This is a genomic window from uncultured Marinobacter sp., assembly GCF_947259545.1.
In the GTDB taxonomy this organism is placed as follows: domain Bacteria; phylum Pseudomonadota; class Gammaproteobacteria; order Pseudomonadales; family Oleiphilaceae; genus Marinobacter.
This window is the reverse complement of sequence record NZ_CAMYMK010000008.1, coordinates 149355-169141: the sequence shown is the minus strand read 5'-3', so window position 1 is coordinate 169141 and position 19787 is coordinate 149355. Positions and strand designations below refer to the sequence as shown.

Sequence of the window (19787 nt, the reverse complement as noted above, 5' to 3'; positions counted from 1 at the left end):
GACACCCACATTCCACCAAGACTGAAGAGGCGTGCGACATAACAACAATCACTAGGAGTCTGTCCATGAGCCTGACACATACTGTTGGCCTGTTCACTCACCCTGACCGCGAATGGGAGTCTATCCGCCAGGATTCCGAATCCGTTAGCAGACTGTATATCGGTCATATTCTCATTCTGGCCCTGATCCCCGCTGTAGCAGGCTTTGTGGGTACGACCCAGGTCGGCTGGCAAATTGGAGATGGCGCTGTTACCCGCTTGACGGTCACCAGCGGCCTGCAACTGTCAGCTCTGTTTTATGCAGCCATGCTGGCGGGTATCTATGTACTCGGCAAATTCATCGATTTCTTTGCCGCCACCTACGAAGTCAAGGATCGCACCCCCCGTGGCGTGACCCTGGCAGCCTATACAGCCACCCCGATGTTTCTGCTGGGCGTGATTGCCGCCTACCCCAATATATGGGTCAACATGGGCGTTGGACTGGTAGCAGTGGCATACGCTGTATACCTTCTTTATGAAGGCCTCCCGATCCTGATGAAGATTCCGGAGGACAGGGGCTTCATGTTTGCATCCTCAGTATTGACCGTCGGACTGGTCATGCTGGTGGCCCTGCTCGCAATCAGTGTGGTGATCTGGAGCGTTGGCATTGGCCCCGTTTACGTCCATTAGGACCGGAAGCACAGCTCAGCACATGCCACAACTCATAAACGGGGCACCCTTCGGGGTGCCCTGAAATATTATGTCAACATGTGCCTGTTATCATTCAGCCATGTTACGACACGCAAAAATGCGGTAGATTTAACTGATAAATAGAAACTCAATCATTAAGCTCGGTCATGTATCCGGTTAAGGCGCAAACAGGAGTCGGCCATGAATAAGCAGTCCGGCATACATTATCTCCGCGAGCATAGAGAGGCGGGCAGCTCCCGCCCCGTACCTGCAGAGGTAACCAGGATCCGTGACACCGTTGTAGCCGGACTGGGGGACCTGTTACAGGGTGCCTTTGACGCGGTTGATGACTCGTTGTTCGAGCTCGCCAACAACGCCCGCAGCAACAACGAACAGAACCGGTATTTTGAAGCGATGCGCGAAATCCGCATCAAGCGCAAGGGGGTGGAACGACACTTCCAGAATGCCGTTGCCCAGAGTTTCGCCAACCCGCCCCGCAGCGGTATCGTCGCCAGTGAAGACAGCCAGGCAACACAGCCCTCAGCGGACAGCCTTTCACTGGTGGGCAAGGACGATCTGGAAGAACAGGTCGCACTCAACGCCATGATCACCAAGGCCAAGGCACATTTCCAGGGGCCCCTGCATCAACTTCAGACCCGCTTCAGCGAAGTCTATCCGGAGTCCAGCGAAGAGCTACCCGTTAACCCAATGGCTCCGGAACACCTGTGTCGCGCCTTCATCGAAGCCATTCAGGCCCTGGAAATCCAGATTCGTGAACGGCTTATCCTGCTAAAACAGTTTGATCGCTATGTCGTTTCCAACCTTGGCATGTTGCTGGATGAAGCCAACCGAATTCTGATTCAGGCTGGGGTGATACCCAATTTCCGTTACCATGGCAAAGCGGGTCAGCAGCATAAGAAGGCTAAGGGCGAGACCGCCGAACCAGCATCCTCAGGCAGTAGCGCCGGCGAGCAATCCCAGGATTCCAGCCAGGCCGGTGGCAGTGCGATTTTCGACCAGATCCGGCAAATGCTTGCGCTACAGAGGGCCAACGCCGGTATCCCTCCTCGCGCGTCAGATCCCAACATTCATGTCATCGGCGACGCAGAGCTGATTGGCTTACTGAGCGCCCTCCCCCAACAACCAACAACGTCCCACCCCGATAACCTGAGTGCAGGAGAGCCGCTAACCGTGGATCTACGGCAGGTGGTGGAACAACTGCTGGCCCGAAACGCCACAGGGGATGGCAAGAAGCCCGCGCTGAATGAACTGGATGAGGATCTGATTAACCTTGTCTCCATGCTCTTTGAATTCATCCTCGACGACTACAACCTGTCTGCGCCAATCCAGGTATTGATCAGCCGGCTGCAGATCCCGATTCTCAAGGTGGTCATCAAGGACAAGAGCTTCTTCAGCAAGGCAACACACCCGGCACGCCGACTGCTGAACTCACTGGCCCGCGCAGGTATTGGCTGGAGCGACAGCGACGAGAAAGCCCGTGACAAGCTCTACGACAAGATCCACAGCATCGTGCAGCAGATACTGAACGAGTTTGATGGTGACCTGTCCCTGTTTGAACGGCTCGGAGAAGAGTTTGAACAATATCTCGCCAGGGAGAACCGCAAGGCCTCCCTGGTTGAGCAAAGAACCCGGGAATCGGAACGGGGCCGCATCAAGTCCCAGAAAGCCCAGGAAACTGTGGATCGGGTCCTGCAAGAGAAAGTGGCGCGCTACCACCTCCCGGATTCAATTAACAATATTCTGGTTAACGGCTGGAGCCGGGTCATGTTCCTGGCCTATCTAAGGGATGATGTTGAGCACCGCTGGCTCGAATCCGTAAGGGTGGTCGACGACCTGATCTGGTGCCTGCACCCTCACCAGGAAGACGAAGAACGCGACCAGTGGGTTCGGGTCGTACCCGGGCTGATAAAGTCGCTTCGTGCCGGGCTGGAGGAGGTTTCCTACAATTCCTCAAAGCTCGACGAAATGATGAGCGAACTCAAGCATGAGCTGACAGAAGCGTTCCGGGCGAACGCGCAGGCAGAAGCCCGCGAAGACATACCGGATACCTATTATGGGGAGCCGGAGCAACCGCCGCCAACCGCGGTTGAGCGACAGCAGGAACTGGAAGAAGCAGCGATTGCCGAATACATCGCCCAGATTGACAACATCGAAATCGGCAACTGGGTGGAATTCAATCTGGTCAATGGCGCCAGCTTCCGTTGCAAACTGTCAGCCATTATTGAGGAAGCGGACTGCTTTGTGTTCGTTAACCGCATGGGGCTCAAGGTTATTGAGAAGAGTCGCGTTGAATTGGCCCATGAGATGCGGCGGGGTCGCCTGACCGTACTGGAACAGGGGGCACTGATTGATCGGGCGCTGGACGCTGTTGTCGGCAATTTGCGAAACAGGGCGGGATAAGCCCTCAATCCTTTATCATCTGGAGTGCCTGACAGACCATGCTGGACTATGGCAGCAGCACCAGCCTTCCGGCCAGGTATCGCATTGCCTTTGCCATATCCCTGGCATTGTTTCTGCACACCCTTGGTCTGTCAGCCATCCCCTTGTCGCATGAACCCACAGAACAACCGCCCCCCACGATGACCATCGCGCTCATTCCGGCCGGCAGCGAAGCGACTCCCGAAACTTCCGCCAGCGCCGGAGAGACTCACGCGGAAGCCCCCGTCACAAACACGGCAACCGTGAACTCGCGTCAGGAGCGACACCGGGTAACGCCCGAACCTGCATCAACGACGTCACCACCCGCAAACGAGTCCCCTCAGGCCGCGGAGACAGCTCCACAAACTACCCCATCGCCGTCTACCGCTGCCGGCGCTCCCTCCGACTCACCGGTGGCCGAGTCACGCCGGGATATCGTACAAATGACAGAAGCTCCGAAAGAAACCGACGCTTACGTGATCAGGCTCGCCACGCGCGTTGCCCACGAACTGAAACGCAGCCGTATTCCGGCTCTGCGGAAATTAACCGCGCCGGTTGCCATGGAAATGGAATTGCACTTATTAAACAATGGCGCCTTGATCAAGGCAGACGTGAGCCGAACAAGCGGCACGGAGGCGATCGATGGCGCGGCTTATCGGGCTGCGCTGGCAGCCAGCCCCTATCCGGAACCACCAACCAGGGAAGGAGGACAACAACGCTACCGGGTTGAACTGTTGTTCTCCCCGGAGCGCCTGGAAAACTAGCGGATCAGGCTTCAGCCTGCTTCGCTGCTTCCTTGACGGCCTTGGCCAGCTCACCACTCTCGGACATCTCGAGAACGATATCGCAACCACCTACCAACTCGCCATTGATATAGAGCTGCGGGTAAGTCGGCCAGCTGGAGTAGATCTTCAGGCCTTCACGCAATTCCTGATTATCCAGAATATTGACGAACGCAAAGCGCTCACCGCAGGCCATCAAAGCCTGGACGGTTTTTGCGGAGAAACCGCACTGTGGAGCCTGCGGAGTACCCTTCATGTACAGAATGATCGGGTTACCCTCAAGTTGGCTCTTAATGGTTTCATTAATGTCCATGAACACTCACCTCTGATTGAAAACGGAATTGCCTGGAGGCAATGTACCTGGAGCTTATTGTACACGTCGCACAACGGGGTCACCAAACTCCCTGCTTGACCCAGCGCAACCACTGCGGCAGCGCCGTTGTCATCACCTGCCCGAAGGGCTAGACTTAAGCCCCTGTCTTTCAGGCAACTCCCGTTACGTTCACCCGCCGGTGCGGTTCTTCCGCAGTCTGGCGTGTTGTTGTTTTCCTGTGCGGCAAGGTTTTCGTTTGATAAAGGTCCAGAACATGGCAGCAAGACACTTTCTGACATTGAATGACATGACAGCCAGCGAGCTTGAGGGCCTGCTGGACCTTGCGAGCAAGCTTCGCAAGGAATGGCGCAGTGGCGCTACCCGGGACACCCTGAAGAACCGGGTTCTGGCGATGATTTTCGAAAAATCATCCACTCGTACCCGGGTATCGTTTGAGGCCGGGATGACACAGCTCGGGGGCGCCGCACTGTTCCTGTCCCCCCGCGACACCCAACTGGGAAGGGGCGAGCCTGTTGAGGACTCCGCCATTGTCATTTCCAGCATGGTGGATGCAGTGATGATCCGCACGTTTGCCCACGATACGGTGGAGAAATTTGCCAACGCGTCCCGCGTTCCGGTCATCAACGCCCTGACCGACGACTTCCACCCTTGCCAGTTATTGGCTGACATGCAGACGTACCGCGAGCACCGGGGCAGCATTCGTGGCGCCACGGTGACCTGGGTAGGCGACGGCAACAACATGTGCCATTCCTACATCAACGCCGCCACCCAGTTCGGCTTTAACCTGCGCGTTGCCTGTCCCGAAGGTTACGAGCCCAGCGAGTCCCTGATGCAGGCACACAGTGATCGGGTGACCATCATACGCGACCCGGCCGAAGCGGCCCGCGGTGCCAATCTTCTGGTCACTGACGTGTGGGCCTCCATGGGCCAGGAAGATGAGCAAAAAGCACGGGAGAAAGCCTTCCGGGGCTACCAGATCAGTCCCGATCTGATGTCTCTGGCAGACAAGGATGCACTCTTCATGCATTGCCTGCCGGCTCACCGGGGAGAGGAAATCTCCACCGACATGATGGAACACGCCAGTTCCGTGGTGTGGGATGAGGCAGAAAACCGCCTGCACGCGCAAAAGGCGCTGCTTGAATTCCTGATCCTCAACAAGCTGGACTGACCGAATGAGCCTTAGCGCGGACCTTCCCGTTGACTGGCTGCTGGAAGTAAATAACCTGTCTTGCGGCTACGGTAATGGGTCGGTCGTCAAAGACGTCAGCTTTGCACTGAGCCACGGCGACATTGGATGTCTGCTGGGCCCCAGTGGCTGTGGCAAAAGCACCATACTCCGTGCATTGGCCGGATTCCTGCCGCTCAATGCCGGGGAAATCCGCCTGCAATCACAGTCCATCAGCCTGCCCGGGCGGATGGTGGCGCCCGAAAAACGGCGCATTGGCATGGTATTCCAGGATTACGCGCTGTTTCCGCATCTGACCATAGCCGACAACGTCGGCTTCGGCCTGCACAAGGAAAGCCGCCGCGAAAAACGCCAGAAGGTCATGGAACTGCTGACCCTCGTGCACCTGCAGGATCTTGCAGACAATTACCCTCATGAGCTGTCTGGCGGTCAGCAACAGCGGGTCGCCCTGGCTCGGGCGCTGGCCCCGGAACCCACTCTGATCCTGCTGGATGAGCCCTTCTCCAATCTGGATACCGACCTGCGCAGGCGCCTGAGCCTGGATGTCAGGGACATTCTCAAAACCCTGGGCATCAGTGCCATCCTGGTCACCCATGACCAGCAGGAAGCCTTTGCCATGTGCGACCAGGTGGCCGTACTCAAAGACGGCAGCATTCAACAGTGGGACGTGCCCTACAACCTCTACCATGAACCCGCCAACCGGTTTGTAGCCGGATTTGTCGGTCAGGGAGGGTTCATCCCCGGAAAGGCCCTGGGACCGGACACTATTGAATCGGAACTGGGGATTATTCACGGTAACCGGGCCTACAAGTGGCCTCCCGGCACGCTGGTCGACGTGCTGATACGCCCGGACGACATCGTCTACGACGCAGACTCCGACCTCAAACCCAAGGTGGTCGAGAAAACGTTTGCCGGCACCTCAACCCTGTACCGCTTCCGCTGCTCGGAAGACACAGAATTCGAAGCCCTGTTCCGTAGCCACCTGGATTTTCACCTGGGCGAATCGGTACCGGTGAGCGTGGAAGCCGATCACCTGATTGCCTTTGAGCGAACCGCCTGAACAGACAGGCGGTCAGTTGTTACAGACCCGCTCCACTGCATCCAGCCAGCCCGCGTATAGCGACTCCCTCAAGGCCGGCTTCATGGCGGGTTCGAACCGCCGCTCCTGCTCCCATAACCGGGCAATCTCATCCAGGCTCTTGTAAACGCCGGTATGAAGCCCCGCCAGGTAAGCAGCGCCCAGCGCCGTAGTCTCCGTCACCCTGGGTCGGTCAACCGTGACATTCAGGATATCCGACAGGAATTGCATGACCCAGTCGTTCACGGCCATGCCACCGTCAACCCGTAATGCCTGCAGACTGGCACCATCGTTCTGAATGGCGCGCACCAGATCCTTGGTCTGGTAACACACGGACTGGAGCCCGGCCGTCACAATCTCGGCTATCCCCGTATCCCGGGTCAGCCCCATGATCGCCCCGCGGGCGTGAGGGTCCCAGTGCGGCGCCCCCAGACCGGTAAAGGCCGGCACCAGGTACACCGGGTTATCCACTCCCACCTGCTCGGCACAGGCGGTGGATTCGCTGGCATGGCGGATCAGCTTCAGACCATCCCTCAGCCACTGCATGGCCGCACCCGCCACAAAGATGCTGCCTTCCATGGCATAGCAGGGCTCGCCGTCCAGCCGATAAGCCATGGTGGTCAACAGGCGGTTCTCGGAACGTAACGCCCGCTTTCCGGTGTTAAGCATCAGGAAACAGCCGGTCCCGTAAGTGCTTTTCGCCATGCCGGGCTCAAAACAGGCCTGACCGATCAACGCAGCGTGCTGGTCACCCGCGATACCTGCAACCTTCACCGGCGCCCCCAAGCATGCCTCATCCGTCGTGCCGAAATCCGCTGCACAATCCAGGACCTCTGGCAGTAATGCCCTTGGAACGCGGAACATCTTGAGCAACTCGTCGTCCCAGGCCTGCTCATGGATGTTGAACAACGCAGTACGGGAAGCGTTGGTGGCATCGGTCAGATGGGAACGGCCGTCGGTGAGGTTCCACAGCAACCAACTGTCGACAGTGCCGAATGCCAGTTCGCCGGCCTCGGCCCTGGCCCGCGCACCGTCGGTGTTATCCAGGATCCATGCGATCTTGGTAGCGGAAAAATAGGGATCAATCAGCAACCCGGTGCGCTCGACGACCAGGTCTTCATAGCCGTCTGTCTTCAGCTTGGTGCAGACTGAAGCGGTGCGGCGGTCTTGCCAGACAATGGCGTGATGAATGGGCTTGCCGGTGAACCGGTCCCAGATAATGGTTGTTTCGCGCTGGTTGGTTATACCGATACCCGCCAGGGTGGCGGCGTCTATACCTGCCGTCTCCAGCACCTCACGACACACCGCCAGTGTGCTGTCCCAGATTTCAACGGCATCGTGCTCAACCCAGCCATCCCGGGGAAAGTATTGATGAAACTCCTGCTGGGCTACTGCGACACTCGTACCGGTCTCATCGAACACGATGGCGCGTGAGCTGGTGGTTCCCTGGTCAATGGCAAGAAGGTAGTCAGGCATGGTCTGGTACTCCGTTGTTTTTCCATGATTCTAACAGCGGAGGGCACGAACAAACCAAAAACAAACACCAAAAAAAAGGGCCGGTAAAAACCGGCCCTCAAATGACGAATGAAACAAGGAAAGTTCGTAAGAACTACAACCTCAAAAGTCATCCCTTACACTGCGAATTATGGACAAGTGAACGTCGGCATTCCGTTGAGGTTGTGTATGCCGATTGTTACATCAGGTGAGGGAGCGAGACACGGTTCACACTATGGCATCCACCGGCTTTTTACGGGGCCATACCAGACTGAACCTTGCGCCACCAAGTGCATCGCTGCGACTGACAAAAGCCTGCCCGCCATGCCAGTACAGGATTCGGCGAACGATGGATAATCCCAGACCGTAACCACCGGAGGTACGCGTACGGCTATCGTCCAGGCGGGCAAAAGCAGTAAAGACTTTCTCCCAGTCCTCTTCAGGAATACCGGGGCCATCGTCTTCGACATCCACCCGGCAGTTGTCCTCATCAAAATGGCAACACACCTCTACCGTGCCACTGGCGTACCGGCCGGCATTTCCAACCAGATTCTGGATCGCACGGTGAATGTAGCGAGGCTCTACATCAGACAAGCCCCACCGCTCAGACTCATCGTCGATTCTTGCAGCGATCGTCAGTTCCGGGCGAATCAGTTGCTGCTCCTCCACCACCTGGCGAACAATGTCCGTTACCGAGACCTCCTGTAGCGCAAAGACCGGGCCGCCCTGCTCCAGGCGGGCATAGGTCAGAATCTCATCGATCAGTTCATCCAGTTCCTGGATATCGCCATCAATGCCTTCCAGCTGCTTGTGCAAGGCCTCCGGAGTAGAGGCTCCCTCAATCATCTGCACGCCAAAGCGGATACGGGCCACCGGCGTACGCAACTCGTGGGATACGGCATGGATCATCTCCCGCTGTACCCCAACCAGCCGTTGGATATGTTCTGCCATACCATTGAACGCAGCCGCCAGGCGGGACACCAGTTTACTGTCTCCGGCATCCACACGAGCGCCCATTTCTCCCCTGGCAATACGAACGGCAACGGATTCGACTGCCCGAAGGTTGTTGTCAACCGCCCGCATTGCCAGGTACAGCACAAGCGCCAATATGCCACCACTAACCGCGACCAATAGCAGGATCACCGGCCAGGCCCACGGATCGAAAGGTGTCGGCATGGTGAGGTTGACCAGAGAACCGTCCTCGAGCCGGATGAGCACACTGGCCGGATCGCTGGCGTTCTTCTGGTACAAAGACAGGCCCCGCTCGGACACGCGCTCCAGCACTTCGGAATCCGGCACACTATCCGGATTCTCCACCCGTGACAGGGAAATGCGGAAAGCGTCTTCCAACCGTGCGGCCATCAGCTCTTGGCCACTCGCACCGACCTGGTCAAGATGTTGCCGCACAATCAGTGATACGGCCTCGGCCACGTCACGATAGATGTCCCGGAAGCGGAGTGATAGCACTGAACCATCGGCATTCTGAATCAGAACCTGCCGACCAATACTGGAATCCCTGGTAACAACCTGATCATAACCAAGCCGTTCCAGCGTGACCCTGGACAGAGACAGGTCACCGGGAGCCGACACTTGAAAATCATACAGGGACTGGAGCCAGTGATATTGCAGGAGGGGAGCCGGTGTATCCGCAAGCCAGCGCATCAGCGGCTCAGGAAAGCGTTCATTCCAGAACTGTGAACGAACCGAGTTGACCCCCATAAACAGGGTCGCGCACAACAGCAGAACCAAAAGGGTAAGACCAATCAGGCGCGCGTAGAGTTTTAGAAAGAACTTCAGGGGCATTGGGATAACCCTGGCAACAAACGCCGGCCCCGCCCCAATAAGGACACAACCAGCGCCAGAGACTGATGGTTCAGGCTTCTTTTACAAACAGATAGCCCTTGCTGCGAACCGTCTTGATGCGACGGGGATGTATCGGATCATCGCCAATCTTGGGACGAATCCGTGACACCCGGACATCAATCGAGCGGTCCTGACCGTCATACTCGATACCCCGCAAGGCCGTGAAGATCTCTTCGCGGCTGAGTACGCGACCGGCGTTACTGGCCAACAACCAGAGCAGGTCAAACTCGGCACTGGTCAATTCAATACTCTCATCACTCAACCAGGCCTCCCGCATGGAACGGTCCACCACCAGGTCATTGAACTGAAGCCGGACCGGCTCTTCGCCATTGGCCTCGTCAGCCCCGCCCTGGCCGCCTTCGGTAATCCGTCGCAACATGGCACGGATCCTCGCCAGCAGTACCCTGGGCTGCACCGGTTTGCCAATGTAGTCGTCCGCACCCATTTCCAGACCGAGTACCTGATCCAGGTCATCGGTACGGGCAGTGAGCATGATGATCGGCCCCTGGAAAAAAGGCCTCACCCGGCGACAAATGGACAAGCCGTCCTCTCCCGGCAACATGAGATCAAGAACAACCAGATCAGGCTGCTCGCTGCGGATACGTTCGACTGCACGGCCGCCATGGGTCTCCAGGGAAACGGTCAGACCGTTACTCTCCAGATATTCCCGCGTCAGCTCTGCCAGCCGTTCATCATCCTCGACAATGAGAATTCGCCAACTTTCGTTTGTCTGTTCCACGCCGTCCATCTCTGGTTTTGTTATTCCGGTTTCATGAAGAAGCACTCAGTTCCTGACAATACAGGCAACCTGCTGTAACAGCAATTATACATGCTATTCAGAAATATACATGGAACATCCCCTCTGTTACAGCTCGTGACATACTTCGCATCCATATTTGTCCCAAAGCGACTGTCACCGAGTCGTCATCGGGCGGTCATTCCGCTGTCATACCCAGTTCATAGCCTTGTCTGGAAACGGCAACAATGAGACAAGGTTATGAGCGCGCAATCCGTACGCATCACCCGCCCCGCCCGGCGTTTGAAGGCTGGAATAACCACCCACCCAACAACCGTGGAAGCCGCACAGCGCCTGCGTTACCGGGTTTTTTCCGAGGAATACGACTCCGATCTCGGAGCCAAGACCCCGGGTATTGATGCAGACAGCTTCGATGCCTGGTGCGACCACCTGATTGTCACCGACCAGGTCAGCGGCGAGCTGGTCGCCACCACCCGCATCCTTCATCAGCGCAATGCGGCGAAGGCAGGTGGCTTCTACTCGGAAGGCGAGTTTGACCTGAGCGCCTTTCACCAGCTCACAGGCACCGTGGCAGAACTTGGCAGAACCTGCGTCCATCCGGATTACCGCAACGGCGCCACCATCACACTGCTGTGGGCTTCCCTGGCAGAGTATCTGGTCAGGCACCGGGTGGACTACCTGATTGGCTGCGCCAGTATCAGCATGTCGGATGGTGGACTGAAAGCCTGGAACATTGCCCGCTACCTGCAGCGGGAGTTCATGTCCGATGAGGGATTTCGGGTGACTCCTAAACGGGAGCTGCCCCACCTGGCCCATCCGGTCAGCGAAGAGCGCCCGGTGAACGTCCCGGCGCTGATCAAGGCCTATATGCGCCTTGGAGCCCGAGTCTGCGGAGAGCCCTGCTGGGACCCCGAGTTCCGTTGCGCCGACATGCTGGTGGTGCTGGAAGTCAGCCGCCTGGCCTCACGCTACAGCCGACACTTTATGGGCAAGGTCTAACGAGGGAGATTCCCGTGGGAATGATTCGACTGATGCTGAGACTGGCACTGTTCTCCGCCTTTCTCTTCGCAACCGCCCTGATCGCAATCACCTGCGGGATAGTGGAAACGATTACCCGCCGGGCTATTGATCGTGCGCCCGTCGCCCGTTTCTGCTTCCACGGCGCCAGCCGCTGCCTGGGCCTGCGGGTTCGTCAGCAAGGCATGCCTGTCTCTGGCCCGGTGCTGCTGGTGAGCAATCACATCTCCTGGTCGGACATACCGGTCCTCGGTGGGACCACGCCTCTTAGGTTCCTGTCCAAGGCGGAGGTTGGCCGCTGGCCAGTCATTGGCTGGCTTGCGCGACAGGCAGGCACCCTGTTCATTGTCCGCGGCAGTGGCAAGGCCCGGGAAGCCAAACAGGAAATCACCTCCACTCTGAGCGGGGGGCAATCGGTACTGATCTTTCCGGAAGGTACAACCAGCGCGGGACTCTCCGTGCTTCCGTTTCACAGCCGGTTGCTCCAGGCTGCGGCGGATGCCGGTGTTGCCCTGCAGGGCATCAGCATCGCTTACACACGAGATGGACGACCCGACCACCTGGCACCGTTTATCGGCGATGATGAGTTCCAGTGCCACCTGCCGCGCCTGCTTCGTCACCCAGCGGTGGATGTGACCATCGTCTTTCACCCGCCCATCCGGGTCGAGGTCAACCGCCCACTGACGGAAGCAACGGAACAATTACGGGAAATGATTGCCGCCGGGGTGCAACAGATCTATCGGGAACGGGCCATAGAGGAAGACCGGCAAGGTAAGGAGGCTGTGCGTCAGCAGGCATAGCGCCGCACAGCCAAACCGCCATTCAGTAAAGCGGGCGCCCTTGCGTCACCTCTTCTTCCGTGGCCTCCCGTCGACCGACAATCTCCAGATCAAAGTAGAGGGTAAAGCCCGCCAGCGGATGGTTGGCGTCGACCTTCACCAGATTACCGTCGATACCCACCACCTGCACGATCTGCGCGCTGTCTCCGGTGTTGGTCTGGAACTTCATACCGATCTCGAGGTTCTCCACCCCCTCAAACATGGAGCGTGGCACCGTGCGAATCAATTCCGGGTTGTGATCTCCATAGGCCATGGAGGGCGGCACGGTCACTTCCAGACAGTCCCCCACATTCCGGTCCTTTACCGCTTCCTGAATGCCGGTGATTACGCCCTGGCTGCCGTAGAGGAAGTGCAATGGTTCACTGCCTTCCGACGTATCAACCAGCTCCCCGATCTTGTTCTTCAGGACATAGTGAACGGTAAAAACATCAGGTTTTTGCATCAGGTCTCTTTGCTTCCCGTATTCGATGGTGTGTCGAGTGTGCGCAGGCCATGAATGACCAGGCGCCGATCCAGCCTGGCTTTCAGCCCCCGGGGATTCTCCAGCCCCATACGCTGCAACAGTGACGAGTAACGACCCTCCTCATCTTTTTCCCGGAAGGCGTGCCACAAGGTCGCCAGTTTACCACGTTGGGTCGAGGTTGCGGCCTTCAGGGTTTTCAGCGCCTTGCCCAGAGTCAGCTCCTCGTCGGTGAAATCACGGCCGAAAGGAAATGCCGGGAACAACTGATCGTTACCACTGCAGCTGATCGCCTCACGCACCGACGCCGGCGTGTTATTGCACCAGTCAGCGGGCAGCGTGAAATCCGACGCCACCTTGCCTGCCTTCTGGGCCTGTTTCAACAAATCCTGCTGGAAACGCGAGTCAGCGATGCGGATCAGCCTCAGGTATACCTGTTCGTCAGACTGGCCCCGCAGATCGGCAATACCATATTCGGTCACCACAATATCCCGCAGATGTCGCGGAATGGTGCAATGACCATAACTGAACACAATATTGGATAGCGTCTCACCACCGGACTGGCGGGTGCTTCGCAATGTCAGAATAGAGCGGGCACCGGGCAGCTCATGGGCCATGGCAACAAAGTTATATTGCCCGCCCACGCCACTGACCACACGACCGTCTTCCAGGCCATCGGAAACGGCGGCGCCGCTGAGGGTATACATCATCGCTGAGTTGATAAACCGACTATGAACACGCTGGGCAGCCTTTAACCGCTGATTGCCAAAGGCGTGGTCATAGAGATGATTGATGAAGTTCACGCTCGTCATGCAGATGCGCTCACGGTCCTCGGCGGACAAATCCCGTAGCGCCTGATAAAAGGATTCCGGCCCGACATAGAAACCGCCGTGCATAACCACACCGCCGGTCAGACGATCACCCAGCGCCAGGGTACGAATGGCCTCCCTGGCGTCAGGGTTATCCAGATCCGCGTCCAGCGACTGCTCCCCTATCCTCAACCGACCGCCCTTGAACTCGACAGCGTCCCTGAAAATGCCGAAACGGGTCAGCCAGCGCACATCCCTGGCCCGCATCGGGGAATCAATCAATTGTTCCCGGCGGAGGACATCAAGCGTTTCCAGGGTTACCTGGTGGCTGATATCGCCCCGGTTGATCAGTGTTTGCAAACCTGCATGGTCATACACCTCGCGGGTCAGTACGCCAGCATCCAGCAGATAGTAGAAGCCATCCACCATCATTTCGCTGCACCCATAAAGCCCTTCCCGGAACGGGCCCATACCGCCGGTCTGTGCTGCTACGGGGAACCTGTCCGCGATTTTCAGGTGATCGAAAACCGCTCTCCAGTCATCATTCTGCTTGTGCCGCAGGATAGTGCTGTGCACCAACGCTGCCCCCAGAGACCCAATTCCCACCTGCAAGGTGCCGCCGTCTTTGAGCAGGGCACTGGCATAGAAACCGATCAGGTGATCCTCCGGACTCACTGCCATTTGCGGCGCGGAAAACAGTGGATAATCAGACGCCCGATGCTCCAGGAGAACATCGAACTCGTCTTCTCCAATCGCCGCATGATGGCCCATGAACGGCATATATTCATTGAGCTCCCCGATGATTGCGACCGGCGTACCCTCGGCTTCCCGCTCACGCATCAGAGGCAACAAATCCAGGGAAAGGTCCGGATTGGAACTGAGACTGACCTGTCCGGAGCCATCTCCGGGCGCCACCATCTGCCCAATCACATTTACCCCCAGGGCCATCAAATCCCGCACGGCGTGGGTGTAATTGGTACAGACGTAATGGCGCTGTTGGCCAGTGTTGTGAAGGAATGATCCCGCCTTGAAGAAAAACTCAGACACCTGGACGTTGTCCGGCAGGCGATTGGCGCTCACGTCCCGAGCGTATGCCAATTCCGGGGTACGGCCGTACAAACGCTCCACGAACGGCCCGAGAAACCGCTTTTCCAGAGAAGAACTGCCATGCGGAGCAAGCAACGAAAGCGCTGTCACAATATGGAGGTTGATGGAAGGGTCGTCCTTGGCACGCTGATAGAGCGCATTCACAAACCGAACGGGCTTACCCAGTCCCAGGGGCAATCCGAGGGTAATGTTCTTACCCACCCGCTCAATAACAGCGTCCACACAGGCATTGGTATCGCTCAGTCGTAACGGGGCGTCCGCGACCATATCCATACTCCTTTTTAACCTTCGAGAGGGTTCCGGAGAGGATCATCACATGAGAGGTGCACGCAGGCAATGAGCCAGGCGACTTATTCGGAGGCTATAACGATGAATTCGGGGAAGATTGCAGTGGTAGGTTAGCGTTCAGAAATTCCACTTCAGATTCAGGGCCGCACCCTCTTCCAACAGGGCAACACCGTGGTCCGCACGGGCCCGATCAGAGGCGTAGCGCTTCTTTCCGGACTCGGAACGATACAAGCTGAGACTCAACAGGCGGGATCCAATTTCGGCCAGTGCGTCTTCGGAGTCGTCGCGCTCAAAATCCCCTGCCATCCGTTCCTGAAGTTCGTATACATCCTCAGCAACGACTCGTTCTTCCGCTTCGGCACGAACGACGAATGCAACCATGTTGAGAGCTAACAGCGTGACAAAAATGCGGATAATCATGATACTTCTGACGACCTTTTTATTAGAGCAGCAGTTTACGTTCGTATAAGGCTAAAGTCTAATGATTCCAGGTCCGAAAGATGTGAATTCGCACACAAAGTAGTCGGTTTTTTGTCACCAAATGAAAGCGTTCATGTCAAAAATTAATCTTTAAGCCCTTCCACGTATCACACCACGCACAAATGCGCCCCGACCCTCTTTCTGAAAAAAGCGCCGGGGCCCAGTCATTCAGGGGCAGGGATAGGTAAATTCCTGATGAAGAGCCTCAATGGCGTCAATGACCTCGCGGTCCAGGGTGATGCGAGCCGACCCGATGTTTTCCCGCAACTGCTCCATGGTAGTAGCGCCAATGATGTTGCTGGTGACAAAATCCCGGCTGTTCACCCAGGCCAGCGCCAGTTGTGCCGGTGACAGACCATGCTCCCTCGCCAGATCCGCGTAGGCGCGGGTTGCCGCCTCGCCACGGCCGCCGGCGTAACGGCTAAAACGTTCGAACAGGGTCAGACGAGCCTTGGGTGGTCGCTGTCCGTCCAGGTATTTGCCGGACAACGTGCCAAACGCCAGGGGCGAATAAGCCAGAAGCCCAGCCTGCTCCCGGTGTGACACTTCTGCCATCCCCACTTCATAGGAGCGGTTCAGCAGATTGTAGGGATTCTGGATACTCACCGCCCTGGGCCAGTCCCTTTCCCGGGAAAGTCTCAGGTATTCCATGGCGCCCCAGGGCGTTTCATTGGACAGTCCGATATGACGGATTTTGCCCTCTTTCACCAATTCGTCGAGAGTCGAAAGGGTCTCCTCAATCGGCGTCGACTGCTCCTCGGAGTTATGGGCATAACCCAGTTTGCCGAAAAAGTTGGTATTCCGGTCTGGCCAGTGCACTTGGTAGAGATCAATGTAATCCGTCTGCAGGCGTTGCAGGCTGTCATCACAGGCCCGGCGGATATGATCGCGGGTCAGGCGGGGCCCATCCCTCAGATAGCTCAGGCCATTACCCGGCCCGGCCACCTTGGACGCGATCACCAGATCATCCCGGCGGCCGCGGCGAGCCAGCCAGTTGCCCAGATACTGCTCAGTCCGCCCCTGGGTTTCGGCCCGTGGCGGCACCGGATACATTTCCGCCGCATCAATGAAATTGATGCCTTCGGATACCGCCAGATCCAGCTGCTCAAATGCTTCCCGTTCCGTATTCTGCTCGCCCCAGGTCATGGTGCCGAGGCAAATCAGGCTGACATTGATATCGGTACTACCGAGCTTGCGCGTCTGCATAGATACTCCGGTTCGTCTGGTCAAAAGGTAAACAGATTGTCACGGGGTTGTCGCACAACTGTCACAGCGACTTTTCATAGTGGAACCATGATTCAGGGCAACACAGGACGCACCGTGACCAACCCATCGCAGGCCATCAGGCGCAGCAGCCACATTACCATCGTTTCCGAGACCTTTCCTCCGGAAATCAATGGTGTGGCTAACACCTTGCGGCACTTGTGCCAGGGCATGCTGCAACGCGGGCACAGCGTAACGGTGGTACGGCCCCGTCAGCAGCATGAAGCCAAAGGACAGGTGGCCCACGCCGGTGATCAACTGTTTTCCGCTGAACACGTAGTGACAGGACTGCCCTTGCCCGGCTACCCCGACCTGCGGTTTGGCATCGCCGGTGCCCGGTCGCTGACCAGGCTCTGGAAAAGGCAACGTCCGGACGCCGTTTACGTAGCCACCCAGGGTCCCCTGGGCGTGGCAGCCGTCACCGCAGCCAGACGGCTGGGCATACCGGTCAGTTCCGGTTTTCACACCAACTTTCACTCCTACAGCCAATACTACGGAGCCGGGTTCCTGGAAAAGCTGCTGTGCGCGTATGGACGCTGGTTTCACAATCGCACCGCCATCACCCTGGTGCCCACCCGCAAAATGCAGCGCACGGTCGCTGACATGGGCATTACTCCAACGGGACTCTGGAGCCGGGGCGTTGATTGCCATCGGTTCAGCCCACACAAACGCGACGAGGCACTGCGTCAGCAATGGGGTCTGAAAGGCAGTGACCGGGGAGTTCTTTATGTGGGTCGACTGGCCTCCGAGAAAAACCTGCAGATGGCCGCTGCCTGCTTTGAGCGCATCCGGGGACTGCACCCCCAGACCCGCTTCATCCTGGTGGGCGATGGTCCACTGCGCAAACAGATGGAAGAACGTCACCCGGATTACATTTTCTGCGGCACCCAGCGCGGGGAAGACCTGGCACGCCATTATGCATCAGGCGACATTTTCCTGTTCCCGAGCAAAACCGACACCTTCGGCAACGTGGTTACCGAGGCCATGGCAAGCGGCCTGGGCGTGGTGGCCTTCGACGATGCCGCGGCCAGTGAACATATTCGCCAGGAAGACAACGGCATGAAGGCATCGCTAACAGACGATGAGGGCTTCGTGGACAACGCCCTGCGCCTCGCCGACCAGCCCACATTACTGAACCGAATCCGCGCCCAGGCTCGCCTGGATGCACTGGAACTGAACTGGGCCAGCCAGATCGAGCAGTTTGAACAGCTGGTATTCAATCAGCCCACAAAGGCCAATGACCATGCCCTCGACAACCAAAGCATCTCGTTTCTTTAACCTGGTGGACCAGCGCGAATACGCGTTCTGCCAGGCCATTAACCAGAGCCTGCGCTTCCGGCCGGTGCACGGCTACTTTCAGCTGATCAGCCGCCTGGGTGACGGCTGGCTGTGGTACGCGCTGATTCTAGCCATGCCGTTGATCCGGCCTGACAATGGACTGGCGCTGGCCCTGCTGATGGCGGCGACCGGGCTCACCTGCACAGTGACCTACAAACTGCTCAAACGCTGGCTGATCCGGGAGCGACCGTTTATTTCCTTCCCAAGCATCAATTGCGGCACACCGCCGCTGGACCGCTATAGCTTCCCGTCCGGCCACACCCTCCATGCTGCCTGCTTCACCACTATTATTGCCATCATGGCTCCGGGACTGTTCTGGCCGCTGTTACCGTTTACCCTGAGTGTGGCGGCGTCACGGGTTGTCCTCGGACTGCATTATCCCAGCGATGTCGTCGCCGGCGCGCTGATCGGCGGATGCATGGGGGCAGTCGCGGTATACAGCTTTGCCGAGCCACTCCGGATTCTGCTCGCTGCCTGACTCAGGCTTTGTAACCGGGTGTGGTGATCCGCCATCACTCAAACAGCCGCAACTGCATCACCGGCGAATCATCATCGCGAAAACGAACGCCCAGCCCCAACAGTCGAACCGGGCGCGCACTGTCCGTGACCAACTCATCCAGTAAAGGGCCGAAATCCTCAACACCGGGTTCGCGTATCTGCTCCCGAACCCGCTCAAGGGTATGGGTCGAAAAGTCACTGTAGCGGATCTTGATAAACAGCTTGTGAATGGGCTTGTCACGGGCCTTGCGGTTCAGGCGCAAGTTCAGATCAGCCACCAGTGAAGCCATCACCGACTCGCAGGCAGCCTTGTCCGGAAGGTCCTGGGAAAAGGTTCGCTCCACGCTCAGGGACTTGGCAATACGGGACACCACCACCGGGCGCTCATCACGCCCAAAGGCCATCTCGTGCAACCGGTAGCCCTGCTTACCGAACCGATCGATCAATACATCGGCGCCAATCGCCTGCAGATCGCCACAGGTATTCACGCCGAGGGCGTGAAGTTTGCCAGCGGTGACCTGCCCCACTCCGAACAGTTTTTCCACGGGCAGTTCGGCCACAAAACCTTTCACGTCCTGGGGACGAATCACGAACAGACCGTCCGGCTTCTTCCAGTCACTGGCGATTTTTGCGAGGAATTTATTGGGAGCCACGCCAGCGGAGATCGTAATGCCGACTTCGTCCCGCACGCGCTGACGAAGATACTGCGCCATCAACGTTGCGCTACCTTTATGGTCAGCAACATCACTGACATCCAGGAACGCCTCGTCCAGGGAAAGCGGTTCCACCAGATCTGTCAGCTCACGCAGGATAGCCATGACCTGCTGCGAAACGGCACGGTATCGCGCCATGTCCGGCGGCACCGTTACCAGCCCCGGGCAGAGACGACGAGCTTCCCCCCCGGGCATGGCGGAGCGGACCCCGAATGCCCGGGCGCGGTAATTACAGGTCGTCACCACACCCCGGCCGCCTTCTCCACCCACGGCAAGAGGGATATCCCTTAACGAGGGATCATCCCGCATCTCCACGGCAGCATAAAAGCAGTCGCAATCCACATGTATGATCTTGCGCTGGGGCATCGGGTAAC

At 57.8% G+C, this 19787-nt stretch carries 18 protein-coding genes; 9 read left to right on the top strand and 9 right to left on the bottom strand.

Annotation, left to right across the window (positions count from 1 at the left end):
* The first annotated feature begins 65 nt into the window (after window positions 1-65).
* From Q0Y21_RS12465 to Q0Y21_RS12455, 3 genes are all read left to right on the top strand, one after another.
* Window positions 66-668, top strand: a complete 603-nt coding sequence (locus tag Q0Y21_RS12465) for a Yip1 family protein (RefSeq protein ID WP_297795895.1) — start codon at window positions 66-68, stop codon at window positions 666-668.
* A gap of 201 nt (window positions 669-869) precedes the next feature.
* Window positions 870-3089 (top strand): DUF1631 domain-containing protein, encoded by a 2220-nt coding sequence (locus Q0Y21_RS12460; protein WP_297795892.1) that lies wholly within the window; start codon window positions 870-872, stop codon window positions 3087-3089.
* Between the two features lie 38 nt (window positions 3090-3127).
* A complete protein-coding gene (locus Q0Y21_RS12455; protein ID WP_297795889.1) occupies window positions 3128-3871 on the top strand; it encodes a TonB C-terminal domain-containing protein in 744 nt (247 codons plus the stop codon).
* A gap of 4 nt (window positions 3872-3875) precedes the next feature.
* On the opposite strand, the gene grxD is transcribed toward Q0Y21_RS12455, so the two are convergent.
* Window positions 3876-4202: a Grx4 family monothiol glutaredoxin gene (grxD, locus tag Q0Y21_RS12450; protein ID WP_297795886.1), complete on the bottom strand. Its 327-nt coding sequence runs from the start codon at window positions 4200-4202 to the stop codon at window positions 3876-3878.
* 274 nt (window positions 4203-4476) lie between these two features.
* On the opposite strand from grxD, the gene argF reads away from it, so the two are divergent.
* Window positions 4477-5391 (top strand): ornithine carbamoyltransferase, encoded by a 915-nt coding sequence (argF, locus tag Q0Y21_RS12445; RefSeq protein WP_297795883.1) that lies wholly within the window; start codon window positions 4477-4479, stop codon window positions 5389-5391.
* Window positions 5392-5395: 4 nt separating this feature from the next.
* On the top strand, window positions 5396-6469 hold the full coding sequence (locus Q0Y21_RS12440) for an ABC transporter ATP-binding protein (RefSeq protein WP_297795880.1): 1074 nt from the start codon (window positions 5396-5398) through the stop codon (window positions 6467-6469).
* Window positions 6470-6481: 12 nt separating this feature from the next.
* Here the strand turns inward: Q0Y21_RS12440 and glpK are convergent, their stop codons facing one another.
* The 3 genes from glpK to Q0Y21_RS12425 form a co-directional block, all read right to left on the bottom strand.
* On the bottom strand, window positions 6482-7963 hold the full coding sequence (glpK, locus tag Q0Y21_RS12435) for a glycerol kinase GlpK (protein WP_297795877.1): 1482 nt from the start codon (window positions 7961-7963) through the stop codon (window positions 6482-6484).
* Window positions 7964-8209: 246 nt separating this feature from the next.
* Complete coding sequence (locus Q0Y21_RS12430) at window positions 8210-9784, bottom strand: ATP-binding protein (RefSeq protein WP_297795875.1); 1575 nt, start codon at window positions 9782-9784, stop codon at window positions 8210-8212.
* Between the two features lie 70 nt (window positions 9785-9854).
* Window positions 9855-10592: a response regulator gene (locus Q0Y21_RS12425; RefSeq protein ID WP_297797142.1), complete on the bottom strand. Its 738-nt coding sequence runs from the start codon at window positions 10590-10592 to the stop codon at window positions 9855-9857.
* 249 nt (window positions 10593-10841) lie between these two features.
* On the opposite strand from Q0Y21_RS12425, the gene Q0Y21_RS12420 reads away from it, so the two are divergent.
* Entirely contained in the window at window positions 10842-11600 is a 759-nt protein-coding gene (locus tag Q0Y21_RS12420) for a GNAT family N-acyltransferase (RefSeq protein WP_297795872.1), read from the top strand.
* Between the two features lie 20 nt (window positions 11601-11620).
* A complete protein-coding gene (locus tag Q0Y21_RS12415) occupies window positions 11621-12418 on the top strand; it encodes a lysophospholipid acyltransferase family protein (protein WP_297797139.1) in 798 nt (265 codons plus the stop codon).
* Between the two features lie 22 nt (window positions 12419-12440).
* Here the strand turns inward: Q0Y21_RS12415 and Q0Y21_RS12410 are convergent, their stop codons facing one another.
* From Q0Y21_RS12410 to Q0Y21_RS12395, 4 genes are all read right to left on the bottom strand, one after another.
* Window positions 12441-12899 carry a peptidylprolyl isomerase gene (locus Q0Y21_RS12410; protein ID WP_297795869.1) on the bottom strand — a complete coding sequence of 153 codons (459 nt, stop codon included), beginning with the start codon at window positions 12897-12899 and terminating at the stop codon, window positions 12441-12443.
* Window positions 12899-15100, bottom strand: a complete 2202-nt coding sequence (locus Q0Y21_RS12405; RefSeq protein WP_297795866.1) for an acetyl-CoA hydrolase/transferase C-terminal domain-containing protein — start codon at window positions 15098-15100, stop codon at window positions 12899-12901. The genes Q0Y21_RS12410 and Q0Y21_RS12405 overlap by 1 nt, the downstream gene beginning before the upstream one ends.
* Before the next feature lie 138 nt (window positions 15101-15238).
* Entirely contained in the window at window positions 15239-15541 is a 303-nt protein-coding gene (locus Q0Y21_RS12400) for a hypothetical protein (protein ID WP_297795862.1), read from the bottom strand.
* A gap of 228 nt (window positions 15542-15769) precedes the next feature.
* Window positions 15770-16807 (bottom strand): NADP(H)-dependent aldo-keto reductase, encoded by a 1038-nt coding sequence (locus Q0Y21_RS12395; protein ID WP_297795859.1) that lies wholly within the window; start codon window positions 16805-16807, stop codon window positions 15770-15772.
* Between the two features lie 87 nt (window positions 16808-16894).
* Here Q0Y21_RS12395 and Q0Y21_RS12390 point away from each other — a divergent pair, with 87 nt between their 5' ends.
* Window positions 16895-18142, top strand: a complete 1248-nt coding sequence (locus Q0Y21_RS12390) for a glycosyltransferase family 1 protein (RefSeq protein ID WP_297795856.1) — start codon at window positions 16895-16897, stop codon at window positions 18140-18142.
* Window positions 18108-18680, top strand: a complete 573-nt coding sequence (locus tag Q0Y21_RS12385; RefSeq protein WP_297795851.1) for a phosphatase PAP2 family protein — start codon at window positions 18108-18110, stop codon at window positions 18678-18680. The genes Q0Y21_RS12390 and Q0Y21_RS12385 overlap by 35 nt, the downstream gene beginning before the upstream one ends.
* 34 nt (window positions 18681-18714) lie before the next feature.
* Here Q0Y21_RS12385 and dinB read toward each other — a convergent pair whose 3' ends face one another.
* Window positions 18715-19779, bottom strand: coding sequence for a DNA polymerase IV (dinB, locus tag Q0Y21_RS12380; RefSeq protein ID WP_297795849.1), 1065 nt, complete (start codon window positions 19777-19779; stop codon window positions 18715-18717).
* Window positions 19780-19787 lie beyond the last annotated feature (8 nt).